31 protein-coding genes are annotated in these 25157 nt (G+C 48.1%); all 31 read right to left on the reverse strand.

Annotated elements, in window-relative coordinates; all coding sequences use genetic code 11:
• Positions 1–141 precede the first annotated feature (141 nt).
• The 31 genes from MKY16_RS15430 to MKY16_RS15580 all read right to left on the reverse strand — a co-directional run bounded on the left by MKY16_RS15430 (position 142) and on the right by MKY16_RS15580 (position 25143).
• Positions 142–1557 (reverse strand): transcriptional regulator, encoded by a 1416-nt coding sequence (locus MKY16_RS15430; RefSeq protein ID WP_340955956.1) that lies wholly within the window; start codon positions 1555–1557, stop codon positions 142–144.
• A gap of 207 nt (positions 1558–1764) precedes the next feature.
• The gene (locus MKY16_RS15435; protein ID WP_340955958.1) at positions 1765–1977 is read right to left on the reverse strand and encodes a hypothetical protein; all 213 of its coding nucleotides are present in this window, start codon (positions 1975–1977) and stop codon (positions 1765–1767) included.
• Positions 1977–2762, reverse strand: coding sequence for a M15 family metallopeptidase (locus MKY16_RS15440; protein ID WP_340955960.1), 786 nt, complete (start codon positions 2760–2762; stop codon positions 1977–1979). The genes MKY16_RS15435 and MKY16_RS15440 overlap by 1 nt, the downstream gene beginning before the upstream one ends.
• On the reverse strand, positions 2755–3207 hold the full coding sequence (locus MKY16_RS15445) for a phage holin family protein (protein WP_340955962.1): 453 nt from the start codon (positions 3205–3207) through the stop codon (positions 2755–2757). The genes MKY16_RS15440 and MKY16_RS15445 overlap by 8 nt, the downstream gene beginning before the upstream one ends.
• Positions 3208–3285: 78 nt before the next feature.
• Complete coding sequence (locus tag MKY16_RS15450; RefSeq protein WP_340955963.1) at positions 3286–3477, reverse strand: CD1375 family protein; 192 nt, start codon at positions 3475–3477, stop codon at positions 3286–3288.
• Positions 3478–3535: 58 nt separating this feature from the next.
• Entirely contained in the window at positions 3536–3928 is a 393-nt protein-coding gene (locus MKY16_RS15455) for a hypothetical protein (RefSeq protein ID WP_340955966.1), read from the reverse strand.
• A gap of 19 nt (positions 3929–3947) precedes the next feature.
• A complete protein-coding gene (locus tag MKY16_RS15460) occupies positions 3948–4874 on the reverse strand; it encodes a phage tail protein (protein WP_340955968.1) in 927 nt (308 codons plus the stop codon).
• Between the two features lie 14 nt (positions 4875–4888).
• On the reverse strand, positions 4889–5278 hold the full coding sequence (locus MKY16_RS15465; protein ID WP_340955970.1) for a phage tail-collar fiber domain-containing protein: 390 nt from the start codon (positions 5276–5278) through the stop codon (positions 4889–4891).
• Between the two features lie 9 nt (positions 5279–5287).
• Complete coding sequence (locus MKY16_RS15470; protein WP_318627280.1) at positions 5288–6040, reverse strand: putative phage tail protein; 753 nt, start codon at positions 6038–6040, stop codon at positions 5288–5290.
• Complete coding sequence (locus tag MKY16_RS15475) at positions 6037–6861, reverse strand: baseplate J/gp47 family protein (RefSeq protein ID WP_340955972.1); 825 nt, start codon at positions 6859–6861, stop codon at positions 6037–6039. Before MKY16_RS15475 ends, MKY16_RS15470 begins: the two co-directional genes overlap by 4 nt.
• Positions 6858–7301, reverse strand: a complete 444-nt coding sequence (locus tag MKY16_RS15480; RefSeq protein ID WP_340955974.1) for a DUF2634 domain-containing protein — start codon at positions 7299–7301, stop codon at positions 6858–6860. The genes MKY16_RS15475 and MKY16_RS15480 overlap by 4 nt, the downstream gene beginning before the upstream one ends.
• Positions 7294–7719, reverse strand: coding sequence for a hypothetical protein (locus MKY16_RS15485; RefSeq protein ID WP_318627277.1), 426 nt, complete (start codon positions 7717–7719; stop codon positions 7294–7296). Before MKY16_RS15485 ends, MKY16_RS15480 begins: the two co-directional genes overlap by 8 nt.
• A gap of 2 nt (positions 7720–7721) precedes the next feature.
• Positions 7722–8699, reverse strand: coding sequence for a hypothetical protein (locus tag MKY16_RS15490; RefSeq protein WP_318627276.1), 978 nt, complete (start codon positions 8697–8699; stop codon positions 7722–7724).
• 6 nt (positions 8700–8705) lie between these two features.
• Positions 8706–9353 (reverse strand): hypothetical protein, encoded by a 648-nt coding sequence (locus tag MKY16_RS15495; RefSeq protein WP_318627275.1) that lies wholly within the window; start codon positions 9351–9353, stop codon positions 8706–8708.
• 3 nt (positions 9354–9356) lie between these two features.
• A complete protein-coding gene (locus MKY16_RS15500; RefSeq protein WP_340955978.1) occupies positions 9357–12884 on the reverse strand; it encodes a tail tape measure protein in 3528 nt (1175 codons plus the stop codon).
• Between the two features lie 158 nt (positions 12885–13042).
• A complete protein-coding gene (locus tag MKY16_RS15505; RefSeq protein ID WP_318627273.1) occupies positions 13043–13477 on the reverse strand; it encodes a hypothetical protein in 435 nt (144 codons plus the stop codon).
• A 64-nt stretch (positions 13478–13541) separates the two neighbouring features.
• On the reverse strand, positions 13542–13988 hold the full coding sequence (locus tag MKY16_RS15510) for a phage tail tube protein (RefSeq protein ID WP_064796729.1): 447 nt from the start codon (positions 13986–13988) through the stop codon (positions 13542–13544).
• Positions 13989–13991: 3 nt separating this feature from the next.
• A complete protein-coding gene (locus tag MKY16_RS15515) occupies positions 13992–15344 on the reverse strand; it encodes a phage tail sheath subtilisin-like domain-containing protein (protein WP_318627272.1) in 1353 nt (450 codons plus the stop codon).
• Positions 15325–15612: a hypothetical protein gene (locus MKY16_RS15520; protein WP_318627271.1), complete on the reverse strand. Its 288-nt coding sequence runs from the start codon at positions 15610–15612 to the stop codon at positions 15325–15327. Before MKY16_RS15520 ends, MKY16_RS15515 begins: the two co-directional genes overlap by 20 nt.
• A 72-nt stretch (positions 15613–15684) precedes the next feature.
• Positions 15685–15918: a hypothetical protein gene (locus MKY16_RS15525; RefSeq protein WP_318627270.1), complete on the reverse strand. Its 234-nt coding sequence runs from the start codon at positions 15916–15918 to the stop codon at positions 15685–15687.
• Positions 15919–16087: 169 nt separating this feature from the next.
• The gene (locus tag MKY16_RS15530) at positions 16088–16549 is read right to left on the reverse strand and encodes a hypothetical protein (protein WP_014599840.1); all 462 of its coding nucleotides are present in this window, start codon (positions 16547–16549) and stop codon (positions 16088–16090) included.
• A complete protein-coding gene (locus MKY16_RS15535) occupies positions 16549–17043 on the reverse strand; it encodes an HK97 gp10 family phage protein (protein ID WP_340955988.1) in 495 nt (164 codons plus the stop codon). Before MKY16_RS15535 ends, MKY16_RS15530 begins: the two co-directional genes overlap by 1 nt.
• Positions 17030–17356 carry a hypothetical protein gene (locus MKY16_RS15540; protein WP_318627268.1) on the reverse strand — a complete coding sequence of 109 codons (327 nt, stop codon included), beginning with the start codon at positions 17354–17356 and terminating at the stop codon, positions 17030–17032. The genes MKY16_RS15535 and MKY16_RS15540 overlap by 14 nt, the downstream gene beginning before the upstream one ends.
• The gene (locus MKY16_RS15545) at positions 17353–17736 is read right to left on the reverse strand and encodes a DUF3199 family protein (protein WP_340955990.1); all 384 of its coding nucleotides are present in this window, start codon (positions 17734–17736) and stop codon (positions 17353–17355) included. The genes MKY16_RS15540 and MKY16_RS15545 overlap by 4 nt, the downstream gene beginning before the upstream one ends.
• Positions 17705–18064, reverse strand: a complete 360-nt coding sequence (locus MKY16_RS15550; RefSeq protein ID WP_318627266.1) for a Rho termination factor N-terminal domain-containing protein — start codon at positions 18062–18064, stop codon at positions 17705–17707. The genes MKY16_RS15545 and MKY16_RS15550 overlap by 32 nt, the downstream gene beginning before the upstream one ends.
• Positions 18064–18996, reverse strand: coding sequence for a major capsid protein (locus tag MKY16_RS15555; protein ID WP_318627265.1), 933 nt, complete (start codon positions 18994–18996; stop codon positions 18064–18066). The genes MKY16_RS15550 and MKY16_RS15555 overlap by 1 nt, the downstream gene beginning before the upstream one ends.
• A gap of 24 nt (positions 18997–19020) precedes the next feature.
• Entirely contained in the window at positions 19021–20259 is a 1239-nt protein-coding gene (locus tag MKY16_RS15560; RefSeq protein WP_340955995.1) for an XkdF-like putative serine protease domain-containing protein, read from the reverse strand.
• A 24-nt stretch (positions 20260–20283) separates the two neighbouring features.
• The gene (locus MKY16_RS15565) at positions 20284–21114 is read right to left on the reverse strand and encodes a phage minor head protein (protein WP_318627263.1); all 831 of its coding nucleotides are present in this window, start codon (positions 21112–21114) and stop codon (positions 20284–20286) included.
• Positions 21107–22603, reverse strand: coding sequence for a phage portal protein (locus MKY16_RS15570; RefSeq protein WP_318627262.1), 1497 nt, complete (start codon positions 22601–22603; stop codon positions 21107–21109). The genes MKY16_RS15565 and MKY16_RS15570 overlap by 8 nt, the downstream gene beginning before the upstream one ends.
• 3 nt (positions 22604–22606) lie before the next feature.
• Positions 22607–24292, reverse strand: a complete 1686-nt coding sequence (locus MKY16_RS15575; protein ID WP_340956003.1) for a DNA packaging protein — start codon at positions 24290–24292, stop codon at positions 22607–22609.
• Positions 24286–25143 (reverse strand): phage terminase small subunit-related protein, encoded by an 858-nt coding sequence (locus MKY16_RS15580; protein ID WP_318627259.1) that lies wholly within the window; start codon positions 25141–25143, stop codon positions 24286–24288. The genes MKY16_RS15575 and MKY16_RS15580 overlap by 7 nt, the downstream gene beginning before the upstream one ends.
• Positions 25144–25157: the final 14 nt, after the last annotated feature.

A 25157-nucleotide genomic window follows, 5' to 3' on the forward strand; every position in this document is an offset into this window, starting at 1 on the left:
AGTAATTCCTTCAACAAAACTATCCCCGCCGACCAATTAAGGTTAGCGGGGATTTCCTTTGCTTACGTTTAAGCACCTCCATGTTGTACTTGAGGCTCTATATCATGCGAGTGAATAGGTACAGTAACAATAAACAAAAAGCTAGCCGCAATGATCAACAGTGCCATTTTTTTTAACATTGTTCATCCACACCTTTTCAATAAAATTTAAAAAATCTGCTTTGGTTTCAGGAGCTGAATGATCCCGAAAATGTAAAAATAGCCCCATACAATTTATAAAATAAGTCTCATTATTTAGTGTATGATAACTTACCATTGAATACATCAAATGTTTAAAACCATCATCGTAAAAGCTTCGATGTAAATAATAATGAGCTAACTCGTAACCACACCACGCAAAATAATCTGGTACCACTTGTTGAGTATACATATCACTTGAAGATTGTTGCGATAATGATACCATGTCCGCTTCAAAGCGTTTAATTATATTACTAACATCGATATCATATCGGTTAGCCGCTATCATAATATTCAGCAGTTGGATGACCCTGTCTTCTTGAGTTGTATCCTCCGCCGTATCAATATATTCAACATAATCTTGTAGCACCTTTATATCTCCGGATAAAAGCTTATTGACAATAACATTAGCTTTTGCCCAGTGCTTAAACAAGCCAATCCAGTGTTGGGTATCCTCATCTGTTTCTTTAATCCAATCTAAATTAGCATAGGCGTATGTATATTGTAGAGCTTGTTGATAATCGCCTTGGGCTTCATAGACACTTGCACACAGCAGGTCAGCATAGGAAATGTATACAAACAAAGGACGAGTCAGCTTCTTAGTAGATTCATTACATTCTCGACTCTTGTGTTCATGTTTCAAATTATATTGAATTTCCGCCTTAGTCCTCATTATTTTTGCTACTTCCTCTACCTTGTCCCATTTACGCGAAGACCTGTACACGTTAGCTAAATCCTTCAGTGCGTCAAGCTGGTCTATTTCATCAAGACGTTCCACAAAGGGTTCAAATAGCGTTGCTGCCTTGAGATTACGGCTTTGATCGTCTCCAACTTGAATCGTAAATATACGATATTGACAGACTGCCAAACGCTCAGAGTGTTGATATTTCTCCGCTTCAGCTACCCCCTCATAGAGCAGCAATGCAGCCGCATTTCGTCCCTGTGCTAATAATTCTTCTGCAATGTCAAATAGTTTGGGCGAATAGAGTAGATTGTCCATGATGGCTCCCACCACTCGACGGATCGCATCCAACTTATCCAACTCCGCACAGCGAAACAAAAATGGCTCGATTCGCCTCATATTCGGAGGGTGATCGATGATGTAGTTTTCTATAAACAGATCGTAAAAATCCCCTTCTGGTAAACCCATGGCCTCAGTGATTAGGTCAAGCTGGTTAACAGACATTGACTTATTCCCTGTCACAATAGCACTTACTATTCCCCTATTCATGCCTGCAAGTTGCCCAAATTGCGCTATGCTCAAACCCTCTTGTTGTAGGTATCTGTCTAATTCTGCTCGAATCGTAGGTGTATGCTTCATGTCATAGCCACCCCTCGCATAAATATTCCATAATTTTTAAAAACATACTTCATTTTTCACCAATATTAACCATCTGTCAATATACTATGCAACCAATGTCAGATATAAACTTTCCGCATAGCTTACACGAATAGAACGATATAAACAAAAAAAGTCCCTACCAGCTAAATGCCAGTAGGGACTTTTTGAAATCTTAAACGCTTGGGACTATTCCTCATTAGTTGGACTGTCAGTCGACTTGCCATCTACATAAGCCTCCGCCAGAATGTAAGCAATCAACGCGCCGAATGCACCGATAACGCCGGTTACTTGAATAACCGTGTCATTGTTTGCACCAAAAGCAGTGAGCAAGCTCGTGAGCAGTGCGGCCAGCAACGCCCAAAACTTACGACTGGACAATTTACATTTCCAATCTGTCATTATGCGACACCTCCCCTTTTGAATACTCCAGCTCGGTCAAGCAGCGTGACCATGCGATAAAAGTCGTAGCTACCGTCATTCGCCGTGTCCAGTACCCCTACGGCCTTGGCGTTGATACAGGCTTGCTCTGCCCATGCAGGTACTTTAGGCTGTTTAGCTGTTGTCTCTAATGTCTTGATACGGTCAGCTTGCTTCTGTACAGTGTTTTGCAACGCCTTAAACGCTGCTTTTTCTTCTGCTGTCATAGGTTCATCCTCCAATTTATTAATCTTAGCTAAAGCTGCATTAAGCTGCGCTTGAGTTGGGCGCTTGCCCGCCCGAAATTGAGCCGTCGTGATTCCAAAGACCATCTGCAGGTGGGGCATGTCCTTAAAGCTGCGCCAGTCTCCTCCCCACTCAAGCCCGAGCCGTTTAGCTTCTTCAACGACCTCCGACCAGTCAGGAAGGGAATCCTTATCATCGTCTTTTAATGTATCCCAAGACACCGTACGACCGTCACGCAACAACAGCGCGAAATCGGCCGCAAACCCAAAGTTATGATTGCTATATCCGCCCCGCACTTTGGTTACTCTAGGACGCTTATCTCCATTCCGTCCCTGGGCATAGAGAGCATCCTGTTCCGCATACGTGCGGAGTCCTTGAGTAATTACTATCCAAACACCACGGGCATAGCAGCGCTCAATGAGCTTTTCCATTACAATTTTAAAAACTGGATTCAGCCCGACAAGTCGATTAAGAGACTTTTTTTGTATCTGTTCCAGCGTCAGTTGTGCCATCCTATCCATCTCCTTTCTCGTTAAGCTGCTTCAAGAAGCTTTTTAGCTTGAACGGAAGCAGGATGCCCATTGCTCCCAAGTTTTCAGCTAGTGATAATCCTTCACGGCCAGCGTAAAAGTAAATGGCTGCTGTCCTAAAGAGGGGAGCACCTGGTTGTAACCAATCATCCATTTGCGCGGATAATCCAACCACCATCAGTACAGTAACTTTGCGGATACCTCCCCAAAACATCACGTCGCTGTCCATCTTTTTATTTTTAAAAGCAGCGATTACGCCAGAAGCATAATCCAGCAACATTGCTATAAGCAGCACCTGAAGCGGCTTGTCCCACCCACCCAAAAATGTAACAATCAGACCAGTCAGCGCCGTCACTCCCCCTGCCGCCGCCTCCTTTTCCGATGTCCCAACCATTGCGGTCCATACGGTGCTGCCAAACATTTTTATTTGGCTCACTACCTTTTCCCCCTTAAAAAATAAAGCCCCCGACCACTCCGAGGGCATAAAAATAGCGCATCCGATTGGATACGCCGCTTAAGCTTCTTGTTCTGTTGGTTGTTCTGGCGCCTGTGTAGCTGCCGGAGTTGCCTGTGAAGGCTCAGTAATGCCCAAGTCAGCTTTAACCAAGTCTCGCAATGCTACTGGCACGTCCTCAATTTCACGACGGCCAGCAAGGATAAGATGTACCAGTGTAGTTGCAAAAGCTTTTTTAATCTGTTCATTCATGCTATCACCTCCCCTCATGAGCTGCATGAAAATAAAAAATAGAATCCGCACCCGGATTCTATTTAGCATCGGTCTGTGACATAACTAGCTGAATAAGCCCGGCTATGGCTTCTTTATTGTCCAAATCAGCCAGTTTAAGCTCCGCTACCTGATCCGTAAGAGGTTTCGTAGGGGGCGAGTCACTGCCACTCTTGGACGGGTATGTGAATTCCATTGTCTTAGTATCTGGATTCACTCTGTAACTGGTCGCGTGGTAGAAGTCTTCAGTAAACTTATCAAACTCAAGTTTGAGGACGTCTACCTGTTCAGGATCGTATCCTTTTAACTGAGGATAAAAGCCCATATCATCCTCTTTAGTGGTCTCACGTGCTGACTCTGATTCGACTTGGGAAGTCATAAAAATAACCTCACCGCTTGATTTTCTCCAATAAACCTTCGATCCGATTTGCATGATATTCATCCTCTCGTTGTTATTCGTAAGCAAACCATTCATAAGCTTTTAGTACAGACTGCGAACCGCCGCCACCAGTTCGCAGGGGTCCGCTTGCTACATCTATAGTAAAACCTCCACTTTGTGGAGTTAGCCAAGGGGTATTAACGTAATTATTGAACCCACCATCTGTCAGCCCTTGTCTTCCGAAAGACCTTTCATCGTATACTGTTCCTCCTAAATAAACTTTATTAGAAGTGTCGCGCAATTCAATTCTAAAAAACACCCCCTTAGGAGAAAAACCTAAACCAGATGCTGATAGTGTTAACGAAACGCCACTAGCCATACCCGGAGATGTGGCGCTTTGACCGTTAAAATTCCCGCTTGCGAATCGTTTTACAGGTGCATTTGTGATTACTGCTGCTATCTGATCGCTACTCATATCAGAACTGGCGCCTCCAAATTTGCCGTTGATCGCGCCTACGATTTTATTTTTAAGATCAACGGCTTGCGTAAAAGCTTGGTCTGCCCGGCCGTATGCTTCATTGGCTCGATCATATGCCGTCTTGACCGCGATCGGCGCGGCTGCCTGATCTGTAGAAGTGCTGCTTACCGATGTATTAATCTGCACAATTCCGCGCGCCTGTGTTGATGAGGAAGGCAGATCCGATGCAGGATGCGTATGCGCCTTGGGTGCTGCATACTGCTCTGTATACTTCTTGGCATTTCCCTCTGCCGCATTCCATGTTGCTTGCTTTGCTGCCGTAACATGCAGGTCTGTATTAGAGACGTGATTGTCCAGTGCTGCCTTGGACGCAATGTCATTACCGGCCGGATCGTTTTTAATGTTTTCAATCTGTGCAGCCAACGCCTGGTCGTTTTCATAAAGTGTATCAATTGGTTGATTAAAAACATCGGCGTGTCCTTGATCCGTAGTGACAAACTTTCGCGGTTCCTTAATTGCCATCGTCCATTTCCTCCTTAGTAGATATCATCAATTTCAAATATAAACTCCATATCGCTGTCCTTAATTTTATTAGTCATGGTGCGAACAGCAGTTAGCTTGCCCGCCGAATCAACCAACGCCAGCTCATTGATCGTTTTCCCGGCCAGCTCGTTTTCTGCAAGCGAGCAGACATAACGAATAGTTGCAGGGGCTATAAATTCGTAACTGGTGACATCTTTTAGGAGCAGCTCCGCTTTTAAAGCCTGCTCAGTACCATCCAACGGCAGCGGCTTGCCTTCTGTGTCCACTCCACCGCTACCGAATGCCATTTTGACCACCTTCGTTAGCATGCCACCTTCGACACGAGCGCGGGCCATCTGCTCTCTGGCGTAGGCAGTTGTTACCGTTAATACTTGTTCAGCCATAATTACCTCCTATACAGTTTCTATTTTTTCAGTGGAACTGAGTAATCGGCTACCATCGAGCGCAACACTACCATTCAGCAGCCAATAATTCCGCCGGACCCTTACAATGCCTTCCTGTCGGTTCTGGATCGGATGGCTCACCTTCAGCTCCAACCGGTTCCGATATCGCTGGCGCTCTTCGGTCCATCCAGACAAGGATGCAGCACCGTTCAGTAACTCAACACCATCCAGATACCAAGGACGACCACCAAAGAAGCGAACGCGGGAGCGAAAATGAATACGTGAATGGATCTGGAACGCATGATGAAAGTCAATATGAATCGAGGGCAGAGCTTTGTTTATGTGGACAGGCCGGATGTATTCGAAGTCTTCCATCAGGCTTTTAATATCCACATCCGATTCGACTGAGTAAACAAAACGAATTTGCTTGGCGAGAAAATCCTCTTGTATATCCAACAGTTTGCCGTATTTATTACCCATTAGCCGCAGTGTGGGCAGCGTAAATGGCCGCTTGGCCCAGCGCTTACGACGTATCGCATCACGGCGCTGCTCCAGTGTCCCAATCTGCTCCTGTCGGAAATATATCCACTCCCAAATGGGCAATGCCCAAGTAGCAGTTTTCAAAACGAACTGATTTCCCAGATCGTCAATCGACTTTTCCCGATCGTTTACTTCCAACTCCATAACGTCAAAATGCCGCTCGGCCATGTCGATCTCATACATGTGTGGCGGCAGCATTTCCCGGTATCGCAGAGGTATCATGTCAGGTTCACCTCAATTTGCAATACGGACGTTACTGGAACCTCAACATCTTGAGTCGTCCCATTAAGCGTAAGATTTTCATAATCTTCCACGCCTTTGACCAACAAAGCTGCACCAACGTAATTAAAGACAAGCTTTGTACGACCAAGAGCATAATCAGCTATACGTTGTCTGATTGGTTCGACCAGCTCAGAAAGCGGGAGAATAGTATTTAGCTTTGCTTCTACTTTCAAAGTGAACACCGGAGCAGGATGCACTTCAAGATCGTGGCCACCAATCCGCTTGGTTTCCCACATACCCGCCTTAACCTTAGCGGCAAACTCTTCTGTGACTGGTTTACCCTGTAGATCAGTCAGATACAAGTCTATGGATACATCACTACGAGCCTTCTCAACAGCCACAGCACCACCGACACCCTCCAGTTCCTTCGCCCATGTCTCATAGTCCTTACGACGTCCGCTGCCTTCCTCAGTAAACACACGATCAAGTATTCTCAATCGGTATGTGTCGTCGTCCTCCCCCGCTTTTCGGGGCATTCCGTCAGACCATCCGTGACCGTCCAGAAACTCACTATCCGCCCAGACCGGAAATGCCTGAAGAAATGCGTACGTTAACAGTTCCTGCTGCTCGGAATATTCCATAGCTATCGGGTACCACAGATCATAGAAATATTCTCCCGGATCCGTCGGGGGTGGAGGTAGACCGCGTTCCTGTGCCAGTGTAATTGCCCGGTTAACCCAGCGACGGTAAATATCCTCTGGCGCCTCTTCTAGAATCGCCATCGGTGGCAGTGCCGGCAAATCCGTTAATTTAACATTCACAGTTCAATCGCCTCCTCCAGCTCCGTTTCTCCGGCCAGCCCGGTTAATTTAATTCGCAAATACATGTTCTGTCCGTCTCGCTCCATCGACAATACTTCAGCTTGAGAGATTTCCGTATGAGCTGCCAAAGCCTCCTCGATATCACGTTTAATTTCAACGTCCTCCCAGTTGGCCCACTCAGACCGTTCCACACCTATTTCCTCATCGTATACAACATACTGGAAACGCTCTGTATTGAGGATTTTGAGCGCTGTCTGCACCAAGTATTCACCATACGTAGCTGTCTTTTTGGGACGGCCATCATCGTTAATTGCCATCTGCCGTATGCGATAGTCGATCACATAGGTCCACTTGGTTTCAGATGCTACGGTCTCGGCCAGCTCTACTTCATCCAGCTCGGAAAGGTCCAAATCAGGAAATAGGCTTTCCTCGTCAGCCATTGCCGCCCACATCCTTCCCGTGGACGTAGTACCGCTGTCTGCTCAGCCTGGAGACAATCAGCCGATCTCCGACCTGCAAAGGGCTAGGAATAACCAGCTTGCCACGTAACGAGTTGCGTGGGGCCTGCTTATAAGGCTCTCCTGTCTCGTATACCACACCGTTAGCCAATACGCCTGTAACGCTGCCTTTGGCTTCATCGCCCTCCAGATATTCAGCAGCTATGAAATCGGCTTTGACTTCCCGGTCTAACAGATAGTCAGCAAAGACTAACTTGTCCGCTGGATAGGGAGCAGGGTCACCATCTACCTCTATTGACGGGCTAACCGGCCAACTTAAAAGCGTAGCCCTTTCGGTGTCCCGTGCGTCGATGTTGTCTTTGGTTTGTTCTTTTAGAAGCTTGAGCGCATCATTCAGCACCGCTATTCCCTCCTTTCCAATTCCAACGTTACGGTATATGTTCCATTCTTGTAGCTGCTATCTGCCGTGACGACAATCCACTTAGAGGTATGATCCGTTTTAGTCAGCACCAGCCAGCCAGAACGTAAACCAGTCAGCGTATGGTCTTCATGTCGGACAGTGATCTTCTTGATCTGCTTGGCGGTAGACAGAACTTTCAGCCGTTGTGTTGCGATGGTCTCTGGCTTTTCTTCTTCCCCGACTTCAATAATTTCTTCCATCCGGCCCATAGCCTTCACCGCACCCGATGCCGTTTTGGTAACAGCAGAAGCAATTTTGTCATCCTTCCACTTTTGGGCGGTCACAACTGTATAGGTGCCCTCGATGCTGTATCCTGCGGTGCTTGAGGTCATCTGCTCGGGAACAAAAATAGGGACCTTCGTGTTGGTCCCCTCTCGCATCACTTGCAGATAAAAGCTCTTTTCCGTCCTAACAAGGTCTATATAATATCTGTAGCCGCTACGCTCATATGCCTTTTGCAGCACATCAAGAATGATCTCTGAATGTGCCATCGTCCCATATCGTTCGTCCAAGCTGAAGCCCAAAGCTGGGCAGCGGAAGTCAATGCCCGTGCTCTTGATGTATCGTTGCAGCTCCGCTCCGGCTTCACCTTTAAGATATGGCCGAGTTCCCTTGTTTTTGGACAAGTACCAGCCGATCTCCCGTGCTTCAATTTCCCAGGCGTTTGTGAATTCGTCTTGTTCATATTTGATTATCGGCCCGTGAAAAAATTGGTTCTTGTGATGATATAAAGCACCACCGACCTTTTGCGAAAAGCACATCAGCATACCGGCTACCTTGATGTTGGTCGCGTTACGAAGTCGCACCGTAGCACTGCGGGCAATCTCATCCCGCCCGGAAGACCAGGACACTTCCTCGATGCCATCCGTTAGCATCTCCCGGGCGTTTTCCTTCCCATATACAACCGCAAAGCCGTCCATAATGCATCACTTCCCTTTCGCCTTGGAAACCTTGTCCGATATTCGCTTTTTGGAACTTGTATAGTCAAAAGCTCCCCTGGCGTTCGGGTCCTCCTTGGCCTTTTTGCTTTTATCCTTTGCCTTCTTTTTTTTATCATCTTTTTTCTTATCATTTTTTTTGTCCTTTTTGCCCGTAGTATTAGGGCGGCTTTTGGACGATTTGGTAATAACCGTACCTGGCTTGAGAACCTGCTTAGAGTTGGAGTAAGAGACGATTTTAACAGGCTTATACTCTACAAAAGAATAATTACCGTGAAGGTTTCCCTGTCCGTCCTTGTACGTCTGATCCATCCCCTCCAGGAGCATCGTTTGGCTAAACAGATTCTCAAAGTTAAGTACAACCGGCTTACCTTTCCATTGCTCCAGCAGCTTCCACGTTACTTCCGGTGTTTTATACGTGACCGTCTGTTTGCTATCCGTCTCCCAAATTTCTTCCCAATAGCGTGGAAGGATAGCAGAAAAAGAAACCCGTTTCACCTTCGATACGGGTTTCCCTGTGCGTTCCTGACCAGTTATGACAGTGAAGGTTTCAACTTCATTGCCTCCGGTTATTTGAATCTCTGCCGGGGTGATCGGAAAGGTAAGACGGATCTTGCCTTGCGATAGTGCCAGCATCGCCTACCCTCCATTCTCCAATACTTTAATCAATTCCTCACCAACCACCTTGCGGATCAGAACTCGCCCCTGCGGGCTACTGAACATTTTTGCAAATTCTACAAAGTTGGTTATTCCCTTCGCGAGTTCACCAAAATCAATATTGATATTCTCAATGTTCACTGACTTCGGGGCAACCGAAGCGGATGGATTAAGCATCTGTGCCATCGGCATCATACTGGACGCACCGATCAGGCTTGGCCGTCCGACTTGGCCGCCGTTTGCATATGGCCGAACGCCCATAATAATCCCGGCCCGCTCCCACAGCTCCTGACCACGGTTGCGTCGGCTGGCCGACAACGGAATAATCATTTCCGGACCAGCTTCACCCACTATCCCAACATGAGGACGGTTAATATAGCCACCTTGGGCATATGGACGTGGCTTGGGTTTCGGTGTAGTACCGCCTCCGCCAGAGTTACCGTCTTTCACGTCCTTCATCTTTTTAAGGACCACAGCAACGCCACTGACTACAGAGGAAAGTGTCGGAAACTGGCTACGCATCCCGGCAACAAAACGGGAAATAAGATCGCTACCCCAGCTATTGCCTTGGCCCGACACACTTTTAAGAGAGAGCAGATATTGCTTTGCTTTTTCAGCAGCCGCCTTGGCTGCATTGCCAACCTCTTGATAAGCTTGTTTGCTCTTGGCTGCACCCTTGGCTACTTCATCCGAACTGCTCTTTGTAGCCGTTCCCACATCTTTAATGCTCTTCTGGGCTTTGCTACTGTCACCCATCTTCCAGACAACGCCCCACGCATTTTTAAGCGCATTAAGACGTTGCTTGACTTCGGGCTGTTCAGCAACGGTTTTTAGTCCCTCTTTAAGACCTTTATCGACTATGCTTTTGCGCACATCGTCGCCAATCTGTTGAAGACGCTTCTGCTTCTGCTCAGTCAGATTGTTGATCGTAATTTTGGCTTCAGGAGGGGGGCCAGGCTTCTCTTCCTTCTTGCCTGTGAACCAGTCTTTAACACCACCCCAAGTGTCTTTTACTGAATCAAAGACTCCGACTGCCTTATCTACTACCCAACGAGTAGCGCCACTCTCATCCGCAAATTTCCCAATCTTTTCACCGACGACGTTTCCGATGTATGCGCCGGCCATTGTGCCAAGCGGACCAAGAACAGACCCAAAAGCACCGCCAATAGCACCGCCAGCTACACCGCCAACCATAGCACCGCCCTGAGTAGATACAGCCTCGCGCAGGCCTTTATCCTTGGATGCTTGGTAGAGATCATATGCACCGGCTGCTACGCTTGCTACTGTACCAACAATACCGCCAACTTTAGCCGCTTTGCCTGCTCCTTTCAGGAAACCTCGCAGACGGCCACCTCCAGAAGGAGGACTCGGTGGTGGCGGTGGATTTGGTGGAGCAGGACGACGAACACGATAAGGATTATCACGCGATCCCCTTGGGCTTGGGTTCGGGTTTGGTGGATTCGGTGGAGTGGGACGAGGGCCATTAATACGTATGCGACGTCTACCGCCACCTGCCCCTCTACGCCCTCCACGACGGTTTCGTCTACGGTTGCGATCTCTGTCGCGGTCGCCACCATCGCCACCTCCATCACCTGCCCCGCCATCGCCACCACCGGACACAGAGCCATTTATATAGACTTTCGTGGCGTTAACAGTCATGGAAGCAATAGAGCGTAAACCGCCAATACGATCATCGGCAGGGTTACGGTTTCCACTCAATTGGCGTCTAATACCGCGTCCACCCATCCGCTCCCGTATTCGGGCAGCTCGTTGGGCTGGGGTTTCTTCAGGTGGTGGAGCTGGAGGTTCAGGAGGATTCCGTCGAATCCAATTCCAACCGGCTTTAACTCCCCTGCCTGTCGCATTTGCCCCTGCTTTTCCCTTCTCTCCTACCCATTTAGCAGCAGTTGAAAGATCATCGTTGAACTTCTTTACTCCTTGTGCAAAGGCCCATAATTTTTTAGCTACCAGTACAGCAGCCAGCCCCATTAAAGCAGTATTTATGGCTTTAAAATGATCTTTATAAAAGCTAGTCGCTCCGGTTATCGCACTGGTTATCCCTGTACCAAGCGCCTGAATGTTGTCCTTATTCTGCACTAGCAAGGCGTTAAACTCCTTCAAAGCTGGAAGGGCTGCTTGAGCAACGTTTGTTCCAATCTCTTGCATTTGCAAGCTCATTTCAGCACGAGTTTGCTTCATTTCCGTCATCGGATCAGCAGCTTGCTGCTTACGAAGCAAATTATCAGTCGTTCCTCTCATATCTGGAGCCTTTTCAAAAGGCGTTCCATATGTTTTGAGGATCGAATCAGCATTATCTTCCGCTGCGCCAGAGCCCAAAGTGACAAGAGACTGCTTTAACTGGTCACGTGATTGACTTCTTAAATCTGCTACTAGAGCCATAATGGCTCCCTGTGCTTGCTGCTTGTTCCCTGAATTAATATCGGTAGTAAATGATTGGGCTTGACGTTGTGCCTCATCCTTGCCTGCTCCGCGACTGATAAAGTAATTCGCCATGTCACCAGTGTTCAAAGCTTTTACACCAAACGTTTCCTTGAAAAAATCCGCAGGCTTGTCGAAGTTGAAGGCCCCACCCTTCACCGTCTGCGTTAGAAAATTACTCATTTGCTCTGAGTCAGTTCCGCTGCTGGAGAAGTAAGGACTGTATTCCCAGAACGTATCGAACAGATCCTGTTGTTTGTCGCCCACTTCTTTATAGGCATACATCATGCTATCAGCGACTTGACTATAGGATTCTTTAAAACTGTTCGACGCTTGAGACAACGCCCGCTGTACTTCCTCAGCTCCGGCATCTGGGCGAATGTACTGGATTTTAGCAGACGCACTTACGAAGTCACTCATCTTGGATTTGTCCTGTACTAAAGGAGCTGCATTGGCAAGTTGTCGGGTTCCTTCTATACGATCTGGAATAATAGCCTTTTTAACTAAATCATCCACCGTGCTAAGGCTTTGCTGACGATAGCTTTCTGGCATGTATGCTGCACTTCTCGCCGCCTCACGGCTGTAGTCGGACACGCCCCCAAACATAGAGTCACTTATACCGCTACCGAGCACAATCCCACCTGCCAACGCTGCCAACGCTGAAATCTTGTCGGATACCTGGTCAACGACTGGACTAATAGAATCCTCGGCCCGTAACTTAACATGGGCGTCCCGGATACTTCGTATTTCCGAATCCGCTCGATCAGCAGAACGCCTAAGATCATCAGCTCCAGCACGTGCACGACGAAAGATATCGTCCAGGTGGATCTGATTCATACGCCGTACTTCATCAGACGCGCCATTGATCCGTCTGCCTAGATCGTCCGCTGATTCCCTCGCCCGACGGCTACCGGATACAAAATCATCAAACATGTTGCCAGATGCCCGGCGAAAATTCATCAGATCATCGTGAGCGCCCTGAAGCATACGACGCATATTTCGGACAGCGCCGGTTATCATATCCCGTGCCTCAAATGGCACCGTAACTGACGTAGTTGCTATTGTTCCCACCCCCTTCCTGTTTTGACCTGGTTATTTCCTGTTTAGACGCGCCATTTCTTCCTCAGCGATCATCGACGCAGCCAGGCAAAAATAATACTGGCGTTGTTCATCTACTTCATACGGCAAGACTTCGGCGGGCAATTTCTTTTGGTTAACCCAAAAGTGGGCTACCCAACTCGCTTCTCCGTCTCGCCGGATGAGTTTTTTGCTTCTGCCAAAAGCGATTCCTGAGTCTCTTTAAAATTACGCACAGCCTTGCTGAGTGCAGCATAATCATCCGCATCATCCAAAATGCGCGGTGGCAGTTCAAATTTACTCGTTGCACCGTATGCTTTTAACAGGTCTTTGTTATTCCAATCAAATTCGTGTTCAGTAGCTTTGACGATCATCACGTCAACTTCCGTGTAAAAGGGAGATGTTGGTTTTCCATCTTCGTCGTAAGCAAGTTCATAAACCCGACGGGTTTCCAATGTAGTCAAACGTTTTATAGACCAATCCTCACCATCAACCGGTACTGAGATAAAGTCGTCTTTACGGTCTTCTTTCGCTTTGGAAAGGTACTTCTGCAATCTATCGTTTTTGTAGTTTTGTTGGTTGCTCATTGTTGTTTCCTCCATATTGGTTGTATTTTAAAAAAAACAAAAAGAGAGCGAATAAATCGCCCTCTTACTCCCACATATAATCTGGGAACTTTTCGACAAAATCGAAATCCGTCGCCGTGCCCTCCAAAGTAATATCGATCCCGTTGTTATCGTCGATTTTGGCAATCAGGATGTCCATTTCTCCGTGAATGTGAACACCAGTAATCAATACTTTCTCCGTGTTGCCAGTGATCCGGTCTTCAAGACCGCCTGTAATGCGTGCCAAAAACATGGTCCTACCCGCTTTAAAATCCTCCAGCAATCGGTAACGCAACCGTGATTCTAATTTGGACATGACGATTTTGACCGGGATTTCATAACCCGTCAGTTGCTTTGTTTTCGTCATACGGCGTGCTCTGACAATATCCAATGTTTCCGTAGTCAGCTTAACCTCAACTTCCTTGACAGTATGAATGTCCTCGCCGTTGTCGTCTTGGAGCGAGAGATTTCGCCCAATAAGTTCGCGTTCCATCTATTATTCCACCTCCCAGTCAGTATAGAAAATTTCGATAGCATCAAGCGGTTTGGCGCCGAGCTTGAAATAGGCATAATCGTTCTCGCTTGTCTTATCTGGATTTTCCGAGAAACTGAATTTGTCTGCAATGGCCTTCTGCTGAGCACGAATTTTAAGATATTCCAACACAGCAGCAATAAACATGCTCCGGCCTTCCTTGTCATTATCAAGCTTGGCCTTCCAGCGCTTACCCGCTTCGTAGATATCGTGCATTACTTGGTCAATCGTAGCGGATACGCGAATCTTCCCAAAGTCCTCACGCTCATTTGGCCCGATTGTGGTCAGAGTGTTAATAGCAGATTCGATAATGTATTTGTAACCATCTCGTGTAGCCATCAGCGTTCCCTCTGCCAGTCCTTTTAGTGCCTCAGTATGGCCCCAGTCCACTTTTGCCAATGTCATAGGCACTTCAACACCCGTAAATGACTTATTGGCAGGTGTACCCGCAACCAGCCCAGCCACCCATGCAGCCCATTCGACTGATGTGTAGGTCTTACCGTTGGTGTGATCACCAGCAAGAGAGCAGTTAATTACATAACGGGCATTCATGGCACGACTACGTGCGTTGTGCGCCTCAATGTCGCCGTCCGTAGCTGCCGGGCCAGCGACAACCAACGTCGCCAGCTTATGACCTTTATCGCGACGATCTAGCATCCATTGTTTGGCGGCAGCTTGTACAGCCGGATCAGTTGCAGACAAATAGATGGTATCGAACGTCAAGCCGTACACGCGGTTAAAGATGCGATTCCAGTCGGTAGCCGCCAATGTGACCGTGCCGGTTGTACCGCCATCCAGTTTGGTATAAGCCGTATCTGCAAGAGCAGTCGCGCCAGTATCTTTAAAACGGATCATAGCGGACTTTTTAAGAGCTTCCACAGCAGCGGCCTTGTCAGCCACTAGATACGTTTCCGTGTCATACACGCCCTTGGTGTCGCGGACTACGATCTCCTTCTTGGTGTCATCGATAAGAGCCGGACGCACCATGTATTCGAAATCATTGCCTCGTGTCCCTGGATAACGTGCCTCAATAGTGTAGCTGTCAGCAACAGCGACAGATGCAGCCTTTTCTTCCCCGTTTGTAACCCGGTAGCCGATAACAGTCGCCCCGCTTTCGGCAGCAAGCTCCAATACATCAACAAGCTTGCCGGACTCCTTCAGTCGCTCCGAATCATCAGCCATATCTACGGCTTGGTTCGGTGCGCCCCATTCGGCCTGATAGGGAATGAGTACGCGGCCAGTTGTTGGAACAACCCGAGACCGTGCCTTTACTAGCAATTCAATGTACGCGCTGGGCCTAACCCGCTGAATTGTCATTTGGCGTTTCCTCCTTTGGTTTTTTCACTTGTGGTACTTCTGGTTTAACAGGCACAGAAGCAGGGGCTTCCTTGACCGGATTCAAATACGCATCCAGTCTTTGCTCCACTTCTGCCCGCGAAAGTAAGACGTCAGCAGCGCAATCAAAAAGAGCGCCCGCAATCTCGTAAGGCTCTGCCTTCAAGATCGCTGCGCTCTCAATCCATTCTTGTTTGGTCCGCTTCTGTAGATTATCTTTGTCGGAATAAACTTGTTTTTCTGTGGTCATCAATGCGACTCCTCTCTTACAAAATAAAAAAACACTGCTAGAGAATACGCAGCATTTCTTATACGACTCAAACTATTTTGTATACTTCTCGATGTCATCTTCAACGTAGGATTGTCTCTTATAGTGATCCTCGTATTGGTTAACGTCATTTTTCAGTTTGACAACAGCACCCCAACCAGAAAAGAAAGCTAGGAGTAAACCGATCAGTGCATAGGCCACTGAGAAAAAATTCAAATAAAAGTTTAAAACAATACCACTAAATATTAAACCTAAAAGCCACAACACCCATTTTGTGCTCTTTTTCATACAGTATCCTCCTCACAACAATTCCTGAATTACCCATATATGTACCACAATACATACGATTCACATATTAAAGGGTTTCAAGATATTAGAGGAATAAAATGCTGTGCTCATTGCTGTCACCTTAATTTGTTTAGTGATTTGTTTCGGTTGGGTAAGACTAGCACTCTGATCAAGTTGTTGAAGTCTCTATATAAAAATCATTGATCTTTTCTACTGGCTGTTTCTCTACCCTGAGTAGGTAAGAGTACCGGAAGGTGATTTCGATCCGATCCTTTTCCGAACGGGTGCGTGGCGGCTCGATAACCAGCACAATCCCAAAACGCTTGGAAGCAACGTTGAACCGCTGCTGCCGTAAGTAGAGGAAAAACGTGTCAAGATCAAGCGGTATAGGTTCCCCCTCGTCCTGTTCGTCCGCTCGTTCCTTGTCATAGTGGAATACCAGCCCCACATCTTCAATGATCCGATCAGCTCGCGGCGTGTGAACCTTGTCCGAAACAAGATCCGTTTCGATAAACACGGCAGGCAACTTAAAATCACCAGCCAGCCATTTAGACCTATCTCGCAAGATAGAGAGCTCAGGATACACTCGTCGCACAATTTCGGCCCAGGCTTTTAAACCAACATCCATCATCAGCGCAACATCCTTTCCAGCTCAACCTCTAACCGCCGCATGATGAGTTGGTTCATTCCTCCCTCAAGGTGCTCCACAGCAATATCAAAGTAGTGGCGACCTATGAAGCTACGCGGCTTTGCCATGAACCCAGTTTTGGCTGATGGATCGTAGACAAATGAGCCTCCACCGTTCCAATAGCCCGGCACAAAATGTTTCTTCTCAATGGTGTAACCATCATTCACAAGTTGGGCATAAGGAAGATTGGAACCAAGCCCCAGCGTGATTGCGTTGCGGTCTACATCCCATTCCCACACGTTGTTATTGTCGCCACGGGAAAAGGACTGCCACATTGCTCCAGTGTCGATCAGGTTCTGTCGGTCGATTTCATCAATAATCAGATTGAGCAGCGTTTCCCCGGCTGCCTCCGCGATGTTACGCAAAATACGTTCCATCCCTTCATCTGTAATACGCCTAAAACGTCGGGCCAGCCCATCAAAATCATGTACGGTCATTTCCCTTCACCTCACATGTTACAAGAAGCTCGCGCCAGTAACGGCGCGGAATGGAGTCAATCACCAGGTATCGGCGGCCTAGCAGCACCACTTCGTCACTGAGCTTAATGTCGGCGGCCTTCGGGACTCCTACAGTCTTTTTGACGATGTACATTACTGGCTTAGAATCTGCTTTCGCTTCCGTCTGTGTTTTCACGACAAAGCATTTCAGGTCGGATACCTTACCCGATTTCCGATCATCGAACAGGTCGTCATCATCCCTTTTGCTCTCTGTCCGATACACAGACAGTGGCGTGTGAAAACGATGGTTCATAACAAATAAGCCGTGATGTTGCCATCATCCGGTCCAGTTTGTTTTTTCACCCAAAGAAACAGGATAGCGTCCACATCGGGATTACCCGTTGTCTTGCCTTCTACAGCCTGCCGGGTGTACGTCCAAGCTCCATCACTCTCGGACGCGTAATTACGCGCCACAGATGCAAGATATTCCTCACTGTCTTGTAGGGCTAGTCCCTCAGCCAATTTGGCCCAGGCAAGCATAATCTGCTTGTCTACTGGATCGGGGAAGGGAACGGGCAAGTACAGCTCAATGCGCACTTGTGCGTCGTCAATGTATTGCTGTAGCAGCTCTGCCGATGCCTCTTGGATCGGGGTTACGCGGCTACGCTGTTGGAGTATTGTTGGCGTCAGCATTTTTACCGTCAGCCCCTTCAGGTTTCGCCGGATCACCTGCAGGTGGCGTATTGTCGGAAGGCTTACCACCACGCAAAGCGATGATAAGGTCACCTTTATTCATGCTGCTAAACCCGTCAATGCCTGCCGCTTTGGCTTTATCTTTAAGCTGGAGAAGAGTCAAGTCTTCTAACGGAATGATTTTCTCCTCCTGAACATCAAAATCCGGGCGGTCCCGAAAATTTTTAATGACAGATTCACTATCAACCAGCACCGGGACTTTAGCCGGGAAGCGGATGCCATAAAGCATCAAAGAGGTGTTCTCTCCCCGGTACGTGATATATGCCATCAGAACGTCACCCCTTCGACATATGCAACTGCCCCCGGTTCTTCAAAGATAGAGTCAAAATCCGAATGGATAGCGTAGAATCGTTTGTCTGCATAGATGGCTTCTCTGCCCTCGGTAGTTTTACGAATCTGCATGTCATAGGTGTTAACCAACGCAAAGTTTTCGTGATAAGTGAACAACACTGCACCCTCTGGCATATGTGCGACTTCAACAACATCGTAACTATTGATTTTCTTCACACCACCAGTAATTTGTAACTGAATAGATGCGCTGGTGTCTTTCTCAGCCAACGCCTGAATACGCTCACTAAATGTGTTTGGGTGCATGAAATATTTGAACACGCCACCTGTGCGCAAGCGAGTAGGAATTGCACGCTCGATCTCGAAGAAGACGCCTTTTTTCTTTACATCAGGAAGCGTCGTCCAGTCAATGAAGTTGCCCTTGGTCTTCGCCAGCTTGAGCCATCCGTCATTGATGCTGAGGAAAGCATAATCAGGGTCCGTATTCGGCGTAGCAGTATCCCCGTTGAACCCAATGTCCTGCATGTTATCGCCATAGTTTTTGGTCATGGCTGCCATAATGATTTCCTCGGCATTCTGCCCGCGTACCCGTTGAGTCTGACGGATGAATTCCTCCGTTATTTCAAAAGGAAGGACTACTGGTGCCACGGCATAAGGTACCTGTGGAAAAGTAGGTGCAGCCGTATTGGTGGCCTCCTTATTTTCCACCTTACTGCGCAGGTTACGGCCAGTCACACCGATTTTGTCAATTGTACCTTTAGAGCTGATCTTGTTAACCGTGCGAATCCCCTTTAGAAACTCCGTAGATTCATAAGCCATTTCGGTAAACTTATCCACCTGTTGGTAATTCAGAGCTGTTTGATCTAAAGTGCTCGTAATAGTGGACTTGATAATTTGTCCGTTTGTTCTCATATTTGCTTGTCTCCCTTCTTGGTATTAAAGCAAGCCGCCGAAGCTTACGTCGCCAGTAGATTTTTGAATTTCGTCTACGGTACCACCTTGAGCGGAACCACCACGGCTGTTCTTTACAACTTGTACGTCAGTAGCCAGCGCTTGAACCTGTTCAGTCAGCGGTGCCAACGCCTTAGTAATCGCATCAGTCAATGCGTTTGCTTGCGGTTCAGCAGGTGGTTCTGTTCCCGCTGGCTGCCCAGGCTCTTCCCCTTCTTGTTTCTTTAGTTCAGTAACCTGCGTCGACAGGGCTTCTACCTGTTTGGCAATTGGTGCTACAGCAGCTTGTACAGCCTTTGCAATATCTTCTGTGTTCAAATCGTCGTCCTCCTTAGGCTCAGCTTCTTCAGCAGGAGCAGTTTTTGTTTTTAATTCGGTCAATGAAGCAATGGCATCATCGATGTGTTTCAAATTGTCGGCAGAAATCTTCTTCCCAGCTTTGGAAATCTGTTCAGGTGGGCTTCCGATTGCCTTTACAATATCCTCTTGAACGAGCACTTCCTGAGCGATGTCCACAAAGTCCTGAAGGGCTTCACGGATTAATTCAGGGTCGCTCTCCATACCGCTCTCCCAACTATCCCAACGAAAAAGAACCGCGTTCAAGGCATCCTGAGCAGCCCAAAATTCGCGGTTCTTACGGTTCTTATTGTATTTGTCAGCGACTGCGCCCTTCTCAATCAATCCCATTGCACCGAGCGCTTTAACGATTTTACTCAAGAGCCCTTTAGATACCTCCCCGTCTTCCTCGATCTCTTCCCGCTTACCGACACCCCACATCGAGAAGCCAGTAATCTCGCCTTTCTGAATATCATCCCAAGTGTCGTCATCCGTTACCTTTACCCCGGCCACCCAGGAGCCTTTAATAATAGTTTGTTCACCGATCTCCATGTCACAAGGAGCAATATAGGATTCGATTACATAGCCTTTGTCAGTGTCTAAATCATGTTGCTTATCGATGTTGTAAGTATGCTGTTTCTCCATGAAGAGATGGGCAGCCTTCTCAATTTCCTCAGCATCCATCTGATCCCCGTGAGCGTCAGCCACGTCCGGCTGGTATACCACGCCGATTACAACCCTTTTGGCATCGTCTACCTTCGCAATCTGTACTTGCTTCTGAATAGCATTTTTCCCGGCAGATTTAATGATTGCAAATGGAACACCGTTGGCTCCTTTATCAACCAGCGAAATATGTGTAATCTTTGCATCTTTCAATTTAAAGGTCATATTCTCTTTCACCTCCCCTCATTATCAATCCAGTACCAACTGCATCGTGCAGCGACAGTTTACGATTTCCTTTGCCTCCCCGGACGGATCACCGGGATACATTAGTTTGCTGTCACCGACTTTAAATGGTTCATCCAGCGGTACCACCTGACCATTGGCCTTGCGATGGCTCTTGCGAGTACGTGTCCCAGAAGCAGACCGCCATTTCTTTCCTTTGGCAATCTCCGACTGTTTCCAGCCCTCCAGCTTGCCACCGTTGGCCGCTGCTGTGCTCATGGTTCTGGACACGCGTTGCGCCCGTTGCATGCTGAATGGACCATCTTCCCCGCTGGCCGCCTGTGAGCTGACCTCCTGGACCAGCAGAGCTCGCTCGGAAGGTGTAGCTCCTTCCTCAATGGCTTTGCCAAAGCTACGCAGTAACACATCCGTAGAAGCTTTGTTCATGTCGGGAACTAGCTTCTTGAGTTTCTTGGTAAAACGGCCAGCAGCCTTGTTGCTGGTGCTCCAAACTTTTTCCTTGTCCAACGCGGACAGCTCTGTTTCTCCCGCCAAATGAAACAGCGGTTCAAAAGCCTCCTGTACAGCCCGTTCGAACAGCTCTGCGAATACATCCGTGGTATGCAAAGCGATAAGAACCTTACCCAGTTCCCCGATATCGCCCAGGGCATCCTCACTTAGTTCTGAAATGGCATCATGAAGGGCTTGCCCCTGTAGCTCCAAAATCTCAATGATCTTTTCCTCGCCCTGCTTGTACAATTCCTCAAGTACCTTACGCTCAACATAGCTCAGCTCAAGGCTATCAAGAAATTCGTCATCGTCGGCTTTAGCGATCAGCGCCCAACAGGACTCACACATGCAAAGCGGCCTCCTTGTCAGCCTGTTTTAACAAGCGTTTGGCAATTGTAGCCATACGCTCCTGCAGAGTGTCCGTATCTGTGTCAGGCTCTGGCTCAAGCAATGTAGGTTGACTGGCTCCAAGTTGCGCAATCGGCGTATCCAGATATTCCTCGGTGAATTTGGTTTCGTCGATGGTCGTCCCTAACACATCCTCAGCAATCGGAATCAGATCCCGCACTAGCATAATGCCCCGGTCTGCGATAAAGTCCAGCATAGCCTTGCGATCCGCAGGGTCAATGATCTTCGGCCCTCTCAACACGGCACGCACTCGAAAAATGTCCATAGCTGGGAACAGGCGTTTATTAAATATCTCTGCCATAATCCACTTGCGGTATGGCTCAAAAACCTGCTCCTCAGCAAACCGTAGCGCCGCATCGGCGGTCGCCCTGTTGTAATCTGAGCTTTGGCCGACCAAGATTGGAGGCAGCCGGAAGGCCGACAAGATATCAGTCTTCTTTTCCTTGCCGTATTCGAGGAAAAGAGCATCCTGCTGAAGTAGATCGTTCAGCTTGTCCAACTTAATCTGCACTTTTTCAACCTTTTCGTCCATCGGGCCGCCTGTCTCTTCCCCTTTTGCCTCCAAATAAAGAATGCCGCCCTGTGAGTTGGAACCTTTCACATTTTTAAGCAGTTCCATAGATTGTTTGGTCAGCTTGCCGTTGGTAACAGTCAAGAGCATGGACAGCATCCGTCCGTTGCTGAAGTAATTCACATTCAATTCCTCAGCTTCACGACTGCCGACAACACCAGGCGCATTACCAAACCAGCGCGGCTCCCCATAAGGGCCGTCATGACCGATGCGGAGGGGGATAATTTGGTTACCTTCATCGGATTCTTGCGCTTCCGTCCCAAACAGTCGGAACCACACGACAGATGTATTGCGCTTCATAGCATAACGTCGGGCGTAAATCTCCTGTGAAAACTCCTCTACTTGCTTTGTGGAGCTAATACGCCGCTTGCGTTTGATAGTCGCCTTGTTACTTTCCTTCGTACAGCGGACATATTTCGGGTTCATCCGGAAGATAGTCGGGAACTCCGAACCAGCAGGCCAAGCCACTTCAACATTAGCCATCCCTGTGCTTTCCAAGTCCTCAATCAACTGGCTTATGATTTCGTCCGGGGTATCCTCCAGATTACATGTCTCAAGAAACTTCTCTGCCTTATCCCATTCGGCCTTGGCTGTCTGGTCACTCTCGCCCGGCAAATACTCCAGGGCAATACCATAACCAGCGATATTGCGTTTGTATGCCTCTATGCATTGCGGTATAATGTTGGAGTTTTTGACCAGCAGCTTACAGGAAGCAGGGTCATTGCCGAGTGCGAAGGGTAACAGACCGTGAAGATCGTACAGATCGTCGAATAAATCCGGCAATTGAGCGCTGGACGGTATATGCCGTTCGTCGTCCGCCTTGCTGATCTGAAACCACTGTGCATTTCCTTCACTCATTGTTTAAATCCACCCCACTTCCTCGTTGTAATCATCACGGGACTCTGCCCGTTGCTGCTGTTTCTTCTTGAACCATTCAAACCATTTATCAGCCACCTGACGGACCTGCAACGCAATGGAATACGCCAAGATTCTGTCATCATGGCACCCGCTGTCTGCCTCAGCTCTGCCATTCTTATCTATTAACGTCATGCACTCGCTGTACAAGTCTGGGCAATAGATGTCGTAGAGTTGATCGCGGATCGCTTCCTTGAAGTCGCTGATCATCACTGGGCGCGTTGCTTGGTTGGTGTTCCAGCCTAAACTCTTCTTGTGCATGAACAACAGCGGATAGTGGCAAGTATTGAATAACGTATTCAGGACGGATTCCCCAGTGTTGTTGTTCTCCACGGCCAATAGTGCCGTGTTGTAATACAAACCAAGCGTGTTCAGCTTTTTACCATACAAGTCGGTGTCCCATTTGCCATGCAGAGCTGCGCACATTTCCCCTGTGCGCTCCTCAATTACGTAAGCAGCATCATAGTCGCCATCTTCCTTACCCTTAGCAGTATCAGCCGCAAGAATGTACCTTTTTCCTTGCTCCGGCTGCCGATAGATGACCAGCTCGCCAGTATGTGCCGGGATGATCTTGTTTTTAACAAAATCAATCTCGTAGTGATTGCCAATGATACTGATTCCATCCCGTAACTGCTTGATGAATTTGTTATCAAAGATGCCCTCACCGGACAGTAAGAAAGCATCGTCGGGCTCAGAAGGATATTCCTGGTCAAACTGCCGCGGATCGCCGCCGCAGTCGTTCCGAATGGTATACCGCCGCCACTGTAATTGTTCTTCGTCTAGACCATATTTTGATTTCAGCTCTCGTTCCTCTTCCGTCAGTTCAAAACCTGGAGGTACCGGCTTTCGGTAATCAGGCATTTCAAACCACGCAAAAAAGAGCGGGGTAAAATCACTCTCGCCCTTAACGGCTGCATCCCACATTTTTTTGAACTCTTCCATGCCATTGGCTGTGGATTCAATTACACCCAAACTGCCCGGTTCTTTGGACAGAGCTGCCAGCAGGGATAGTAGATGTTTCTTCTTCTTTTTGGCTGGCCAGAAGGCGACCTCTGAAGCATGCAGGTAATGGATCGTGTCCGAACGGGCAAGCACCCGGCTTTCCGCAGTCTGTACAGTGATCTTCGATTTGAGCCCCGGATTCTTACGGCGGTCCGCTGTCCGAATCGTTGGATTCTCGAAGGTGAGTTTCTTAGCATTGTTCTTTCGGCTCATCGGCTTGATGATTGCCGGAACCTTTTCATAATAGAACTGGAACATATCATAAAGGTTGCTGGAGGCATCAGAGGACTGCGCAACGATAAATGCGTTCTTGGCTTCCTGCAGGGACGTGAAATAATAGATCAGCGCTTCCGTAACAGTGGAAAAACCCATCTGCCGGGCTTTAAGAATGATAATACGGACAGGCTTGCCGGCTTCGATCTGCCTAAATACTTCACGGACGAATGTCCGCTGAGCATCATTAAGCGTCAGCGGCATAATGCGGCCGCTCTTCGTCTTGATCTTGAGCATACGCCAGCAGAATTGTTCAAAGTCGGCTAGGATTCCTTTTAGCTCATCCAGTTTTTCAGGCCGATCCCTTAGCCGCCGCTTGGCTCTTTTTCGATGCTCCTTAGCAAGAGTAATTACCATTCGTCGTCATCTTCCTCATCGTCTTCGTCGTCTTCATCCCCTTCCGCGCCGCCATAGCCTAACAACTTACGTTTCTCCAGCTCCAGCCGTTCGCGAGCAATCTCCAGCTTTTCTTCCTCCTGCTGCAAGCTGGCAATAAGGTTAATGACCCGAAGCTTTTTATCACGGGTTTTGACCAGTGCTTCTTCCTGTTTCAAAATCTTATCCAGCTTGGAAGTAGTGACAGTCGTAATTTCCGTGACCTTCATCCCTTCGGTTTCAACAGACAGATTGATCTGCTTCCCTGTTTTCGGGCTAGTGTAAGGAACCTTGTCCTTGCGCTGGTGTAGCTCCTGTTTGATCTTCTTTTCCTCGTCGGTCAGACCAGCTTCAAGCTGCTTGACTCGGCGCATGTGCCGTCGCTCTTGGATAGACAGCATAATAAGCTGTTCGTTGAGCTGTGCCAAAGGAGAAGTGTCAATCTGATCAAACAGCTCTTGCTCGTCTTCCTCTAAGGCATCCAGAAAGATAGTTTCATACATCCCTGTCTTGAGGGCCTTCTTGTTGCGATAGGGACCACCCGGCCCACCACTGTTCCCTTTAGCGTTTTGGTTTCCTGGGGGAGCACCGCCCCGATTGCCGACAGCGTTTTTGTTCCCTTTGGGCGCTCCTCGTTTGGTAACGTTACTTTTGGTTTCATTGGTAACGTTACTATTCAGATCGTCTGCCCATTTGTCCTGTGACTTCCATTTCCGAACCTGTGTCTCTCCAACAGAAAGAGCGGCGGCGATGTCTTTTAGCTTCATCGCTCCGCCGCTCTCCAGCCACATCTGTTTTGCCTTGTCCCGCTCAGGACTTCGCTCTCTTGCCATGCTACACAATCACC

This window comes from Paenibacillus sp. FSL L8-0641, assembly GCF_038006265.1.
Lineage (GTDB): Bacteria > Bacillota > Bacilli > Paenibacillales > Paenibacillaceae > Paenibacillus > Paenibacillus polymyxa_D.